Source organism: Kurthia sp. ISK08 (assembly GCF_046159805.1).
GTDB classification, from domain to species: domain Bacteria; phylum Bacillota; class Bacilli; order Bacillales_A; family Planococcaceae; genus Kurthia; species Kurthia gibsonii.
Genome location: NZ_JBJXHL010000003.1, coordinates 398155 through 411037, shown reverse-complemented (window position 1 = coordinate 411037; position 12883 = coordinate 398155). Strand labels below are relative to the sequence as shown.

16 protein-coding genes and 1 riboswitch are annotated in these 12883 nt (G+C 34.3%); of the genes, 7 read left to right on the top strand and 9 right to left on the bottom strand.

What is annotated here, in order from left to right:
* Positions 1-186: 186 nt before the first annotated feature.
* Entirely contained in the window at positions 187-948 is a 762-nt protein-coding gene (locus ACKVQX_RS08710) for a carboxylesterase (protein ID WP_068453319.1), read from the bottom strand.
* A gap of 404 nt (positions 949-1352) precedes the next feature.
* Here ACKVQX_RS08710 and ACKVQX_RS08705 point away from each other — a divergent pair, with 404 nt between their 5' ends.
* Both ACKVQX_RS08705 and ACKVQX_RS08700 read left to right on the top strand, forming a co-directional pair.
* Positions 1353-1766, top strand: a complete 414-nt coding sequence (locus ACKVQX_RS08705; RefSeq protein WP_068453321.1) for a hypothetical protein — start codon at positions 1353-1355, stop codon at positions 1764-1766.
* 67 nt (positions 1767-1833) lie between these two features.
* Positions 1834-2127 (top strand): hypothetical protein, encoded by a 294-nt coding sequence (locus ACKVQX_RS08700; protein ID WP_068453322.1) that lies wholly within the window; start codon positions 1834-1836, stop codon positions 2125-2127.
* A 75-nt stretch (positions 2128-2202) separates the two neighbouring features.
* Here the strand turns inward: ACKVQX_RS08700 and ACKVQX_RS08695 are convergent, their stop codons facing one another.
* From ACKVQX_RS08695 to thiM, 7 genes are all read right to left on the bottom strand, one after another.
* A complete protein-coding gene (locus ACKVQX_RS08695) occupies positions 2203-3075 on the bottom strand; it encodes a pirin family protein (protein ID WP_409136204.1) in 873 nt (290 codons plus the stop codon).
* A 403-nt stretch (positions 3076-3478) separates the two neighbouring features.
* Positions 3479-4150: an LrgB family protein gene (locus tag ACKVQX_RS08690; protein WP_068453326.1), complete on the bottom strand. Its 672-nt coding sequence runs from the start codon at positions 4148-4150 to the stop codon at positions 3479-3481.
* The gene (locus ACKVQX_RS08685; protein ID WP_068453328.1) at positions 4134-4511 is read right to left on the bottom strand and encodes a CidA/LrgA family protein; all 378 of its coding nucleotides are present in this window, start codon (positions 4509-4511) and stop codon (positions 4134-4136) included. Before ACKVQX_RS08685 ends, ACKVQX_RS08690 begins: the two co-directional genes overlap by 17 nt.
* Before the next feature lie 82 nt (positions 4512-4593).
* Positions 4594-5481 (bottom strand): LysR family transcriptional regulator, encoded by an 888-nt coding sequence (locus ACKVQX_RS08680; protein ID WP_285215017.1) that lies wholly within the window; start codon positions 5479-5481, stop codon positions 4594-4596.
* Positions 5482-5741: 260 nt separating this feature from the next.
* The gene (thiE, locus tag ACKVQX_RS08675) at positions 5742-6389 is read right to left on the bottom strand and encodes a thiamine phosphate synthase (RefSeq protein ID WP_409136203.1); all 648 of its coding nucleotides are present in this window, start codon (positions 6387-6389) and stop codon (positions 5742-5744) included.
* Positions 6382-7206: a bifunctional hydroxymethylpyrimidine kinase/phosphomethylpyrimidine kinase gene (thiD, locus tag ACKVQX_RS08670; protein ID WP_285215015.1), complete on the bottom strand. Its 825-nt coding sequence runs from the start codon at positions 7204-7206 to the stop codon at positions 6382-6384. Before thiD ends, thiE begins: the two co-directional genes overlap by 8 nt.
* Positions 7206-7961: a hydroxyethylthiazole kinase gene (gene thiM / locus ACKVQX_RS08665; protein WP_325943079.1), complete on the bottom strand. Its 756-nt coding sequence runs from the start codon at positions 7959-7961 to the stop codon at positions 7206-7208. The genes thiD and thiM overlap by 1 nt, the downstream gene beginning before the upstream one ends.
* 143 nt (positions 7962-8104) lie before the next feature.
* A riboswitch (TPP riboswitch) is annotated at positions 8105-8202 on the bottom strand.
* Between the two features lie 99 nt (positions 8203-8301).
* Here thiM and ACKVQX_RS08660 point away from each other — a divergent pair.
* Positions 8302-8760: a hypothetical protein gene (locus tag ACKVQX_RS08660; RefSeq protein ID WP_068453336.1), complete on the top strand. Its 459-nt coding sequence runs from the start codon at positions 8302-8304 to the stop codon at positions 8758-8760.
* A gap of 45 nt (positions 8761-8805) precedes the next feature.
* Here the strand turns inward: ACKVQX_RS08660 and ACKVQX_RS08655 are convergent, their stop codons facing one another.
* Positions 8806-9342 carry a PadR family transcriptional regulator gene (locus ACKVQX_RS08655; protein WP_068453338.1) on the bottom strand — a complete coding sequence of 179 codons (537 nt, stop codon included), beginning with the start codon at positions 9340-9342 and terminating at the stop codon, positions 8806-8808.
* 146 nt (positions 9343-9488) lie between these two features.
* On the opposite strand from ACKVQX_RS08655, the gene ACKVQX_RS08650 reads away from it, so the two are divergent.
* The 4 genes from ACKVQX_RS08650 (at position 9489) to ACKVQX_RS08635 (ending at position 12873) form a co-directional block, all read left to right on the top strand.
* Positions 9489-10610 (top strand): sensor histidine kinase, encoded by a 1122-nt coding sequence (locus ACKVQX_RS08650; protein ID WP_068453340.1) that lies wholly within the window; start codon positions 9489-9491, stop codon positions 10608-10610.
* A 111-nt stretch (positions 10611-10721) separates the two neighbouring features.
* Positions 10722-11231 carry an RNA polymerase sigma factor gene (locus tag ACKVQX_RS08645; RefSeq protein WP_068453342.1) on the top strand — a complete coding sequence of 170 codons (510 nt, stop codon included), beginning with the start codon at positions 10722-10724 and terminating at the stop codon, positions 11229-11231.
* A gap of 1 nt (position 11232) precedes the next feature.
* Entirely contained in the window at positions 11233-12093 is an 861-nt protein-coding gene (locus ACKVQX_RS08640; RefSeq protein WP_068453344.1) for an RsiV family protein, read from the top strand.
* A 198-nt stretch (positions 12094-12291) separates the two neighbouring features.
* The gene (locus ACKVQX_RS08635; protein WP_068453346.1) at positions 12292-12873 is read left to right on the top strand and encodes a TetR/AcrR family transcriptional regulator; all 582 of its coding nucleotides are present in this window, start codon (positions 12292-12294) and stop codon (positions 12871-12873) included.
* The last annotated feature ends 10 nt before the right edge of the window (positions 12874-12883 follow it).

The window sequence follows — 12883 nt, the reverse complement described above, 5'->3', positions numbered from 1 at the left end:
TTATCTAAATGGTGACTATTCAGCAGCTAACCAAGAACGTGTAGCGGATAACTATGTGAAACAACGTTATGGTTCATGGGAAAAAGCAAAACAATTCTGGGTTTCAAACGGCTGGTACTAATTCAAATCACATAGAAAAAATGAGAAATGGCTTTTAGCCACTTCTCATTTTGTGTTACATACTATTTAATCTTCGCGTGTAGGGTCCAATCCTTTTACGAAATATAAACATTGTTTAAAAATGCGTTGTTGATCATAATCAATCACAGCATAGTGATAACTATCATATAACATGATTAAATGCTTCTCACGTGAGTTAAAAGCGTTCACAAGGTGATCTGCATTCGAAGGTGGATATACATGATCTTCAATAGACTGTAATACTAAGACGGGGGTTGTAATGAGATTAGCTTGTTCTTGAATTTTTTCACTTACTTCTTTTAATTCTAAAATGAGTCGTGTTGGATATTTAGCATAAAGTGCATGCTCAGCACGTTCATTTTTAACATCTACTGTACCACGTGGAACATAGTCAACATCTCGTTTTAAAGCTGTTTCAGCCTCCTCCATTAATTTTAAAGGTGGTTGGAAGAGAGAGTTGATTAAAATAAGTCCTTCAACTTCATATTTTGTAGCAAGTTGTTGAGCAAGTGCGCCACCTGTTGCGAAGCCGAGTAAAATAATGTATTCCATTTCTTCAAAGAATGGTTCAAATTCTAGTTCAAGAGATTTTAAAATTTCCGTATAATTTACTTGATTTAATTCCTCCGGGGACGTATCATGTCCAAGTAAGCGAGGAAGTTTAACAGAATAACCCGCATCTGCAAAAGCAGTGGCGATTGGATATAAATGTGCAGGGGAGCCACCAAAATCATGAATTAAAAAGATGCCTACATCTTTCCCAGTCTTTTCAAAAGGTTGTGCATGAATTTTTGTTGATTCAGTCATACGAATAATCCCTCCTCTTTTCATTATTATACCCCAAAAAAGAGAGCTATTAACGAAATGGAATTGTCGAAAAATGTATTTTTAATATAAAGTCGAATTAGGGTAATTAAAAATTATTAAAAAATAGAAAAGAATACCTATAAAAACAATTGTTTTTGAACTTTTATCTTATAAAATAAATGGTTAGATTTTCTTTCTTTATAAACATAAATAATTATAAAATAACTTTTTATAACCTTTATTGTTAAAAAAAGTATTATATAATGTAAAAAAATAAAAAATAAAAGATTAATTTGTCGAATTTTGTTGAAAGAAATACCAACTTAATGATAATATTAACGATATTATGATATAGATTGTATATAGAGAAAGCACGATTTAACATCGCTTTGGGGGAAAGTAATATGAAAGTAATAATTTGTGAAGAAGATTACTCATATATTGAATTGGTACATAGTACATTATTTAAATTTGCTAAAGTAAAAGGTATCAATGCAGAATTTAATTTGACAACAAGAAAGCCGTCAAGCATTATACGCTTTTTAGAGTCAGATCAAGCAGAGTTATATTACATCAGTTTAGATTTAGTTGAAACAATGCCAGCAATTGAATTAATTAAAGAAATCCGTGAAAAAAATGAAAAAGCACTAATTCATGTAATGTCTACAGATATCGTAAAGTTAAAAGATCCAGAATTAACACAGTATAAAATTTTTGGACAAATTGTTAAAACAACAAACGGTTCTATGCGAGATGAACTGAGAAAGTCATTTGCTGAGTCATTTTCATATTTAAAAGCCAATTCATATTTTGCATAGTGTGTATCAATTTTAAAACTTTAGCTTCCTGTATTAAAACATGGTATGATGAATACGAGGTGTTGATATGGAATATGTAAAAGTGATTGCGCTCATATTATTTCTAGTATTTGTTGTACTACAGATTTGGTGGGGACAAAAAGCACGAATTATCGCTTACTTTTTCTTTATTATTTCAGCAACATTGTATATTCTAGATTTTGATTGGCCGTTTTGGTTCCAAATCATTGTCATCATTTCGGTTATTGCCATTGTCGTCATCTCACTCTATATTGAGTTACGAGCTACTGCAATTGAGCATAAAAATGATCGAAATCGTAAACAAGAAACACATGCCGATCAACGCAAAAAGAATAAGTAGAGAAATAATAAATACCGAACGAAAATTTAGAGCAGAAGGGCATATGCCTTTCTGCTCTTTTTCTGATTCAAACGATTATTTTTTAATAGCAGGTGGACCAAATACGCCACGCTGTAAGTCTTGAAAAGCTTCCATAATCTCTTCGCGTGTATTCATCACAAAAGGACCACCTAATGCCACTTGTTCACGAATAGGTACACCTGAATAAATCAGTACCTTTGCACGTGTTTTCGCTGTTATTTTTAATTCACTTTCTTTTGAAGCATTTATATCTTCATTATAAGAAATCGTTGCAACACCTGTTTTGTTAAGAGAAGTAGATGACTCACCAAAAGTCATTTCACCAGCTAACATATAAAGAAAAGCATTATGGTTTTCTGGAAGAATATGCGTATATTCAGCTCCTTCATATAGCGTAATTTCGGTCATTGTAATCGGAACTAAACTATTCATTGGACCTTTTACACCTAAAAACTCACCAGAATAAATGCGAATGAAGCCTTTTTCGATGGCAACAACAGGTGCATCTTCTAAACGAATATTTTGATAGCTTGTTTTGGTGTTTTTTAAAGCCTTGGGTAAATTCAACCAAAGCTGTAAAGTGTGAATTAAATCATCTTCATAAGCCTCTTCAGCGTGACGTGCTGCCCATCCCGCATTCATGTACTGTATGTCACCAGCATCTAATATACTGTATCCTCCAGCATTATCGATATGCTCTAAACGTCCATCTACTACATACGTTACAGTTTGAAAACCACGATGTGGATGATCACCGAATACGCCGCGTTTAAACCAATCTTCAGCTAATAAAATAAAGGGATCAAATTCTTGTTGTCTTTCAGGTGGTAAAAGAAAAGCTTGTTGTACATGCGGGTAACCATTTTGATTATAAGTAGGATACCAAAAGTCTTTTATTTCTCGTATGAAGCGTGATGTTTGTGTCATGAAATTCCTTCTTTCTATATAAAGTAGTGCTATTTCTACTTTTTATTTGAATAGCCATTGTTTAATTTATTATAGTTTGAATTGATTAAATAACCTAGTAACAAAACTTCAGATGTGTTATATAAGCTACAATTTACATCATTAGTCTGAAGAAAATAGAAATAGAGACGTATAAAGAATGAAAGTATCTACAAATGTTAGAAGAAGTTGAGTTTGACCCAATAACAAAAAAGTGAGGATTAATCGTGCGACTTTTTGTTGATACTTCGAAAATCAACATAATTTACTTGAAAAATCATTCAAGAAGAATAAACTGAGAATCTTGTTGGAAAATTAATATATATTAAAAAGAAAGAAGTCGCCTTGGATATTAGAGCGACTTCTTTCTTATAGGATATTAGTTTTAAAAGAAAAAGATGGATAAAATAATACTAACAAGCGCTGCTAAAATCATCGCAACAGAAGCGAAAGATCCTTCCAATTCACCGATGGAAAAAGCAGTTGATGTGCCACAACCATGTGCACCCATACCGAGTAGTAAACCTCGAGCAGAAGCACTGCGAATTCGCATGAATCGAATAACTAGCGGCCCAACAATGCTACCAGCTAATCCAGTGACAATAACGAAAATCGCTGTTAGATTGGGTTGTCCACCTAGCATGGTAGAAAGATCCATGGCAATCGGTGTTGTAATAGAGCGCGGCATCATACTATGAACCATCTGACTTGAAAAATTTAATGATTTTGCTAAAAAATAAGATGATGTGAAAGCGATGATTACCCCAATAATGAGGCTACCAAGAATAGCCGTAGCATATTGTTTAATTAACGCGCGATTTTTATAAATAGGAACTGCAAAAGCCACTGTTGCAGGACCCAATAATAAACTAATATAATGTGCTCCGCGCGCGTAGGTCGCATAGTTAACATGAAACACACTTAAAAATAGTACGAGCGTAACAGGACAGATAATAAGAGGCGAAAGCCAAAGATATGGATAACGCTTTGCGAGTATTTTACTGAGCATATAAATGAATAAAGTTAAAACGATACCAAGACTAAGACTTGAAATCATCAGTTTGCACCTTCTTTCTTGAAAGAAAGTGAGCTGTCACGCCTGTACCCATCATGACAAAAACTGTACTTATAAAAATAATAATAATAAGTTTTATACCCACTATACCGAATAAGTCAGGGTAATTCATGATTCCCACTGCTGAAGGGATAAAAAATAAAAGTAGTTCGGCAGTTAATAATTTCGCTCCAACATCTACCAATTTTAATGGAATAATACGGAGGTACAGTGCCAAAAAGAGAAGTACAAGACCGATGACGCTTCCCGGAATTGGTAAGTGTGCATACGAATGTATTGCATTCCCTATGAGTAAAAAAGTTGTGATGATTAAAATTTGCACACAAATTTGTATAATTTTCATATAGTTTCCTTCTATCTAATAAGTCTATATCAAATTGTACACCTGTTTTAACCATTCGTAAAATTAAATATTTTTATATTTTCTATTCCATTTTGGAATAATTATCTTTAATAAATTCGATAAACTTTTTCATAGCGTGTGAACAATAGCGACCTTTTTTCGTAATGAATGAAATTTCCCAAGGAATGACAGGATATACGGGAATCGTTTTAATGATATCAGCATTCGCTTTTGCGGCGATGGATTCTGGGAAAAGAGCTACACCTAGATTATGTTCGACCATTTGGCTAATGAAATCCCACTGCGAACTAATAAATGCAACATCGGGGATGAATCCTGCTTTTTCACATTCTTCGATAATACGGTCATGAATGGTGAAGTCGTCACTAAATAACAGCATTTTTTCATTTTTTAAATCGAGCATTGATACATTCTCTTTTGCAGCGAGAGGATGATCCTGATGAACAATAAGCTGTACTTGTTCTGTAGTGAAGGGAAGTAAGTCATAATCTTCTTCATGTGCAGGTAACATGACAAATCCGCCATCTAAGTCCCCATCAAATACGCGTTCTTTGACGACATTTGCACCTACTTCATCTAGTGTAATCGTAATTTCAGGATAGATTTTTTGAAAAGCTTTCATCATTTCTGGGAAAAATAAAATGCCAATAAGCGGTGGCATACCGAGTTTAATATGTCCTTTTTTTAAATCTTCTAAGTCCTCTAATACGAGATGTACTTCATTGACCATTTGAATAATTTTGAGTGCTCGCTCGTAAACTAATTCGCCTGCATCTGTTAGTACGCTTTTTCGTTGGGAACGATCAATTAAAGTCGTATTCAATTCTGTTTCAAGTAGCTTCACAACTTTACTGAGAGTTGGTTGTGTTACATGTAGGGAAGCAGCAGCTTTTGTAAAGCTTTGTTGTCTTGCTACTTCTGTAAAATAAATTAATTGTCTAACGTCCATATGTAAGCCTCCAAATGCATTAGAATACATTTATTGTAACATTTTGTATAGAAAAAATAATGAAATGCTCTAAATCTTCTGTAAAAATATTTTATTTAAGCCTTTTGTATGAAAAAGAAACAGACTGAGACATAAGTGTAAAAAACACCATCCTACATGAGCATAAGAAAAACTGGAATCACACTGTGGCGTGGTTCCAGTTTTTTATTGTAAACGCTGAGAAGGGGCTGAAATGTTTTGTCTATTCTGTTTACTAAGTATTAAAGTTGTTGTAAAAAGCGTTCATTTTCTTTACGAAAAGCCTGTGTCGCTTCACCAGGATTTTCTGCTTTTGAAATGGCAGAAATAATCGATACACCATCAGCGCCAGCTTGACGTAAATCGTAAACATGCTCGGGTTGAATACCACCGATTGCGACAATCGGCAGGGTAGGAATAGATTGTGCGGCTTCTGTTAAAAATGTTGTACCAGCAGGCTTTTTTGCATCTTTTTTGGATTGTGTTGAAAAAATAGGGCCGATTCCAATATAGTCAGCACCGTCTTGACTTGCTCGTTGTAATTCGTCTTGTGTATGAACGGACACACCGAGTATTTTATGCGGTAGTTGTTCACGTACTTTCTTTGCATTGACATCATCTTGTCCAACATGAATCCCGTCTGCATTGAGTCTGATTGCCAATTCAACATCATCATTTACGATAAAAGGAACATCATAACGTTTACAAAGAGTTTGGCAGTCTTTTGCAAATTGAACATAAGCGTCACCTGTTAAACACTGTTCACCTTTTTCTCGCCACTGAAATAAAGTAATCCCATTTTGTAATGCAGCTTCTAATACAAAGAGTGGATCACCTACAACGTCTTGACTTCCCATAATAAAATACGTTTCAAGTAATTGTTTATTCAATTATCTCGACCTCCACTTTTGCTTTTGTGTTATAAGCGAAATGATTCGTCGGACCATGGCCATGCCCAATACCTAAACCATGTGAAATAGCCGCATGGATAAATCGCTTTGCTTCAATAAGTGCTTCTTTCATTGGTAGACCTTTTGCTAAGAAGGCAGTTAGTGCTGCTGAATACGTACAGCCTGTACCATGAGTATCCTTCGTTTGAACACGCGGGGCAGAAATGGTTAATTTATCACCGTTTTTAAAGAAAATATGGTCAATCGCAGCTTGTTGTTCAGGTGCAAAATGTCCACCTTTCATCACGATGACTTCAGGTCCCATAGCGAGTAATTTTTTAGCTACCTGTTCAACATCATCATAAGTTTGAATTTTCATGCCTGTCAGTGCCTCTGCTTCTGGAATATTCGGTGTGAGAACAGTCGCTAGTGGGAATAGGTGAGTAATCATCGCATCAACTGCTTCTTGTTGCAGTAGTGTGGCACCACCTTTTGCAATCATGACAGGGTCAACAATAATAGGTGCTTGTACATTCTCTAGTTGTTTTGAAACAGCTTCAATAATAGATGCTGAAAAAAGCATCCCCGTTTTTAGTGCATTCACATTAAAATCGCTTTGAATCGACTGTAATTGTTCCACAATGAAATCTTCGGGTAACGCATAAACAGCTTGTACGCCATACGTATTTTGTGCAGTAACAGCTGTTAAAACAGATGTACCGAATGTTTTCAATTCTTGAAATGTTTTTAAATCAGCTTGAATACCGGCACCGCCACCTGAATCAGATCCGGCAATCGTCAGTGTAATCGGTAACATTATTTAATCCCTCCAAAACTCATTTGTTGTAGTTGGTTTAGGATGTGCATTTGAAAATCGCCAATACCATTGCTGTGATGATGTGCAGTTTCTGCGACTTGTTTATAGTCTTTGTGAATTGTGATAACACTTTGTAGTGCGTCTGTATGTGATGCGATTGAAGCAGCTGTTAGGGCAGATAATAAGCAACCAGCTCCTGTAATTTGTTCCATCCATGCATGTCCGCCGTTTATTATGTGAACCGTCGTGCCATCTGTGATTAAATCTTCTACACCACTTACAGCAACAATCGTTTTGTAGCGTGTTGCGACTTGTTTAGCTGCTTCTTCAATTTCAAAAGACACCTCACCTGCATCGACACCACGAGAGGTGACTTTAATTTCCGCAAGAGCCGCTAACTCACCAACATTACAGCGAATGGCTGTAAATTGCACATGTTGTAATAGTTGTTCGACTGTTTGTTTACGATATTTAGAAGCACCGATGCCTACAGGATCTAAAACGACTGGAATCCCTTTTTTATTTGCAGCTTGTCCAGCTAATATCATCGCATCGACTGTGCGTGTATTTAACGTACCGATATTAATTAATAATCCATTTGCGATTTGAACAATATCATGCATTTCTTGTATTTCATCCGCCATGATGGGCGATGCACCTACTGCTAAAAGTCCATTTGCAGTAAAGTTTGTTACGACATAATTCGTAATACAGTGAACAATTGGTTTCGTTGAATGAATTGATTGGATACTCATTTTTAGTTACCTCCATTGATGAATGAAAAGCAGATTCATGAAGCTTCTCATACTCAGTTTCACTAAATTAGAGGACGGGTTTCTGCTTTTTCACTATAAAAATAAAAAAGCTGCTCAACGAATTAATCGTAGAACAGCATTACATGCGAAAAACAGCTGCTCCCTACGCCAGTATTAACTGACAGGTTCAAAGGGTCAGGTTTTACCTTCTCAACTCCTAAGAGTCCCCCCGCAAATCTAGTATGGTTAGAGCATACCATATTTAGACCATTTTGCAAGGTTCCGCTTTAGTAAAAATAGGTTGTCTTGTATAATGAGAACAAGTATGGAGGGAAATTGTGTGAAAAATCTATCGTGGTATATTTCTTTAGGGATTAGTTTTTTAGGTTTCATGGTCATCAATTATTATTTTACGTTGGACCCTACTGAAAAAGTTGGAAACTTAAACCCTGCTTTCTTTTTAATTGTTTTATTAGTGCCTTTCCTGTGTGTCAGTCTGTTTATTACGTGGAGCGTTGGCGTATCTTTTTTTGAAACAGCAACAAAAGGAAAGCTAGCATCAGCAATTCTTATTATTGTCGTGATTTTTATTTTAGCAGGCGGTACAGAATATCAATATGTAACAAGTCAAATTGAAGTTTTTGGCGGAACATGGAATGATTCGAAATCGATTATTTACGGTCGTTCACCGTTTAATAGTTATACAAATGATTGGTATTTTAATGAATCTGTCTTTTTAATCATTCATACAATTGCTTTTTCGTTAGGAAGTTTATTCCGGAGTAAAGTGACAGATTAAATAACAAAAAGACTTGGGCTCAGTGCCTAAGTCTTTTTTGTATGCTTAAATATGTTCTGCAATTGCGTCACGAATATCTTGTAGCCATTTTAAGTTTTCGTTAAATTGTCGATTTGCATGTCGGATAATTAATTGAATATGATCAACATCTTTTACAGAAGGATGTGAACCAGCTTCAATAATCGAATCGATTCGCTTACTCTCACGCTCGATTGCCTGATCTAATAGACCAATTACACGTTTTAAATCAACATACTTTAAAAATAAAATAGGAATATAGAGACTTTGTACATCTGCTAAATTAATCGAGTCGAATGTTTTATAAATGAGTTCTACCATATACGCACGTCCAGCATCTGTAATGGCATAAACGGATTTTTCAGGACGATTTTCTGTATGAATGACTTCGATTTTTTTAATATATCCTTTTTTTTCTAACGAGTCGAAATGATAATAAAGTTTTCCATCACTTAATTTAAAACTTGGATCAATATCAACAATATTTGTGAAGAGCTTTTTGATAAAGTAGGGATGGTAATTATTTTCAGATAAAATCCCTAAAATAAAAAGTTGAATTAACATCACTTGATGCCTCCAATAAATGAAATTTACGTCGTTATTCTAATAGTACACGATATTGTAAAAGGAAACTACAGAAAACAAGATGTTTCTAGCTTGAAACAGTATTTTGTTATATGATAGACAGAGAATTAAGGAGTTGAACGCGTGTGTCAAAATGGTATTCTATTATACCGAAACATCCCATTCAAAGTATTTTAGCATGGGTATTTATTTGCTTTATTCCATTTTATTCAGTATTTAAAAATCAAGATCATACGACGCAAAGTATTGCAGCAGCCATTCTGATTACATATCTGATTTGTGTGTATTTAGATTTCAAACTACCAAGTGGTTTGACGTATATGTGGCTATCATTTGAGATGATTATAAATGCCGTTATGTCGATTTTATATGGCTATTTTTATTTTTCTATTTTTACGTCATTTTTAATTGGACGTATTCGTAGTAAAGTCGGCTTTTATATTATGTATGGCTTACACATTGCGGCAACAGTTGGTGCGATTATTGGTGGCTTTTTCATTGAAACGGCTATTTATATTCAGCAAATTCCATTTATGGTTGTCATCGTGTTCGGTACGATTTTAGCACCATTCTATTTATTCAGCCGTACACAGAGTGACCACTTAGAAAATAAGTTGAAATCAGCAGAGAATCGTATTTCTGAATTAAGTGTTGTAGAAGAAAGACAACGAATTGCACGTGACTTACATGATACACTTGGGCAGAAATTATCAATGATTGGTCTTAAACTCGATTTAGCGATTCGTTTAGTTGATAAAAATCAAGAACAAGCGAAAAATGAGCTATCAGATATTCGTAAAACGGCAAGTATGGCATTAAAAGAAGTGCGTGAAATGGTGTCCGATATGAAAAAAATAAAAATTGAAGATGAATTATTGCATGTCCAACAGATTTTAGAAATTGCCAATATCGATTTAAAAGTAAAAGGGCAATTAAAACTTGAAGAAGTACCACTTATTTTAGAAAATACATTGAGTATGTGTTTAAAAGAAGTTGTTAATAATATCGTACGCCATAGTCAAGCAAAGAAATGTACGATTCGTATTGAGCAGACAGATAAAGAAATTCGTATGACGATTTCAGATGATGGAATTGGCTATAATACTGTACAGGGTGAGCAAGGGAATGGAATTAAAGGCATCCAAGAACGGATTCAATTCGTCAATGGTACAGTGAACTTTGAACAAAACAAAGGAACAACGGTTACAATCATTGTACCTTTTGTTATTGTGTATCAGGAAATATAAAGAAATGAGGGGCGCAGAAAAGCGTACCTCATTTTTTTATATTAAATGCAAACTTTTTATAGAAGGACATACGTCTATTACACGTATACAAACATAGAAGGAGCCCTTAGCATGAAATTTACGCGTAAAAAGCTACACTACGATGATCAGCTGATCCAATTAATCGAACGCTATCAAAACGATTTTTATCGCCTTGCTTATAGTTATACAAAAAATGAGCAAGATGCATTAGACGTCGTACAAGATAGTATCCAAAAAGCAATGCAGTCTTATGACAAATTAATCGAAAAAGAAAAATTAAAAAGTTGGTTTTATAAAATTGTTGTACATACATCACTCGATTTTTTAAGAAAACATAAACGAGTTCAAGTGATGGAAGATGAACAATTACAAGCGAATCAAAGAAATTTTCATGATGCTTATGAAAATGTTGATTTAGAGCACGCGCTTGACGACTTACCGACGATTTATCGTGAAGTTGTAATTTTACGATTCTTTGAAGACTTAAAAATTGAAGACATTGCTTTTATTTTAGAAGAAAATACAAATACGATTAAAACACGTTTATATAAGGCATTACGCCTATTACGTGCTGATTTAAAAACGGAGGAGGAATTCTAATATGAATCCAAAATTAAAAAAAGAGCGAACAGCTTATAAAAATACACCGATTCCACCAGAACTACAACAAATGGTGAGAAAAGAATTAGGGACAAAGAAGAAAAACTATCGTCCGTATTGGATGAGTGCAGCAATTGCAGCAGCTATTATTGCTTTATTCGTTACATTAAATACCAATGCATCGGTTGCACGTGCGATGGGAGGAATGCCTATCGTTGGTCATGTGTTCCAAGCGATGACGTTCCAATATGAAGATGAACAGTATGCAGCAGACATTAAAACACCAAAAGTACGAGACTTAGAAAATAAAGACGTTGAACAAACATTGAATGAAAAATATGAAAAAGAAGCAAAAGAGCAATATACAAAGTTTGAACAACGTATGAAAGCATTAAAAGGTGAAGGACATGCGAGTGTAACAAGTGATTATCGTGTATTACAAGATACAAAACAATTACTTGTAATTGAACGTGAAACAACGGAGACAGAAGCAAGTAGTGCAACAACATTACAGTATGATGTAGTAGATCCTACATTAAAACAAGTGATTACATTACCGTCACTATTTAAAAATAAAGACTATGTTCAAGTGATTTCAGATGAAATTAAGCAACAAATGAAAAAACAAATGACTGATAGCAAAGGAGAACAAGTCTACTTTATCAAAGGTATGGATGCAGAAATAACAGATGGTTTTGATCAAATCCAAGCAAACCAATCATTCTATATTAACAAGAAACATGAATTAGTTATTTCATTCAACGAATATGAAGTAGCTCCAGGTAGTATGGGACCAGTGAAATTTGTTATTCCAACAAAAGTTATTCAATCATTACTTGTATCAAACCAATATATTCGATAAATTCAAACGAAAACCTATCACTTCTTAAAACAAGTGATAGGTTTTTTAATATTACACCTTTATTTTAAATATAATAAACCTCTCTAGTCTATATATAAAAAATAAAAAACGTACTAAAGAAAAACACATTGACAATCATTTGAAAAGTATTTAATATCATTAATTAGACCAATCACTATAATTTCGAGGTGTCTTACGATGACAAGTAAAAATCAATCACGTGAACGAATTTTACAAACAGCTACGCGTCTTTTTCATATGAATGGTTATCATGCAACAGGGTTAAATCAGATTATTAAAGAGAGCGGTGCGCCAAAAGGTTCGCTCTATTACCACTTCCCAGATGGTAAAGAACAGTTAGCGAGCGAAGCAATCGAACGATTCGGTGCAATGGTTGCCGCAAATATTTTAGAAGACACACAAAACGAAGTAGATCCATTAAAAGCTTTTCAAGCACATATTTTAAAAATTGCAGATAAATTTGCAGTGGTTGAAAATATACCGCTTTGTGCAGATTCATTGCCAATTGGATTGATGGCTGCCGAAACAGCATTAGTGAATGAACGTCTTCGTTTAAAATGTGAAGCTGTTTTTGAACGTTTTGAAGAAATTTATATTGAAAAACTAGTAGCATCTGATTATTCAAAAGAACAAGCTCGTTTAATTAGCAGTACATTGAATGCCTTGATTGAGGGGGCAGTAACACTTAGCCTCACTAAAAAATCAAATCAACCACTTCAAGATATCGTAAAAATGTTACCTTTATTATTACAAAAATAGTAAAGGTAAC

What these genes read in the sequence shown, in the direction of transcription:
- ACKVQX_RS08710 (WP_068453319.1), bottom strand. Translation starts at nt 948, where the DNA reads ATGACTGAATCAACAAAAATTCATGCACAACCTTTTGAAAAGACTGGG.
- ACKVQX_RS08705 (WP_068453321.1), top strand. Translation starts at nt 1,353, where the DNA reads ATGAAAGTAATAATTTGTGAAGAAGATTACTCATATATTGAATTGGTA.
- ACKVQX_RS08700 (WP_068453322.1), top strand. Translation starts at nt 1,834, where the DNA reads ATGGAATATGTAAAAGTGATTGCGCTCATATTATTTCTAGTATTTGTT.
- ACKVQX_RS08695 (WP_409136204.1), bottom strand. Translation starts at nt 3,075, where the DNA reads ATGACACAAACATCACGCTTCATACGAGAAATAAAAGACTTTTGGTAT.
- ACKVQX_RS08690 (WP_068453326.1), bottom strand. Translation starts at nt 4,150, where the DNA reads ATGATTTCAAGTCTTAGTCTTGGTATCGTTTTAACTTTATTCATTTAT.
- ACKVQX_RS08685 (WP_068453328.1), bottom strand. Translation starts at nt 4,511, where the DNA reads ATGAAAATTATACAAATTTGTGTGCAAATTTTAATCATCACAACTTTT.
- ACKVQX_RS08680 (WP_285215017.1), bottom strand. Translation starts at nt 5,481, where the DNA reads ATGGACGTTAGACAATTAATTTATTTTACAGAAGTAGCAAGACAACAA.
- thiD (WP_285215015.1), bottom strand. Translation starts at nt 7,206, where the DNA reads ATGTTACCGATTACACTGACGATTGCCGGATCTGATTCAGGTGGCGGT.
- thiM (WP_325943079.1), bottom strand. Translation starts at nt 7,961, where the DNA reads ATGAGTATCCAATCAATTCATTCAACGAAACCAATTGTTCACTGTATT.
- ACKVQX_RS08655 (WP_068453338.1), bottom strand. Translation starts at nt 9,342, where the DNA reads ATGTTAATTCAACTTTTTATTTTAGGGATTTTATCTGAAAATAATTAC.
- ACKVQX_RS08645 (WP_068453342.1), top strand. Translation starts at nt 10,722, where the DNA reads ATGAAATTTACGCGTAAAAAGCTACACTACGATGATCAGCTGATCCAA.
- ACKVQX_RS08640 (WP_068453344.1), top strand. Translation starts at nt 11,233, where the DNA reads ATGAATCCAAAATTAAAAAAAGAGCGAACAGCTTATAAAAATACACCG.
- ACKVQX_RS08635 (WP_068453346.1), top strand. Translation starts at nt 12,292, where the DNA reads ATGACAAGTAAAAATCAATCACGTGAACGAATTTTACAAACAGCTACG.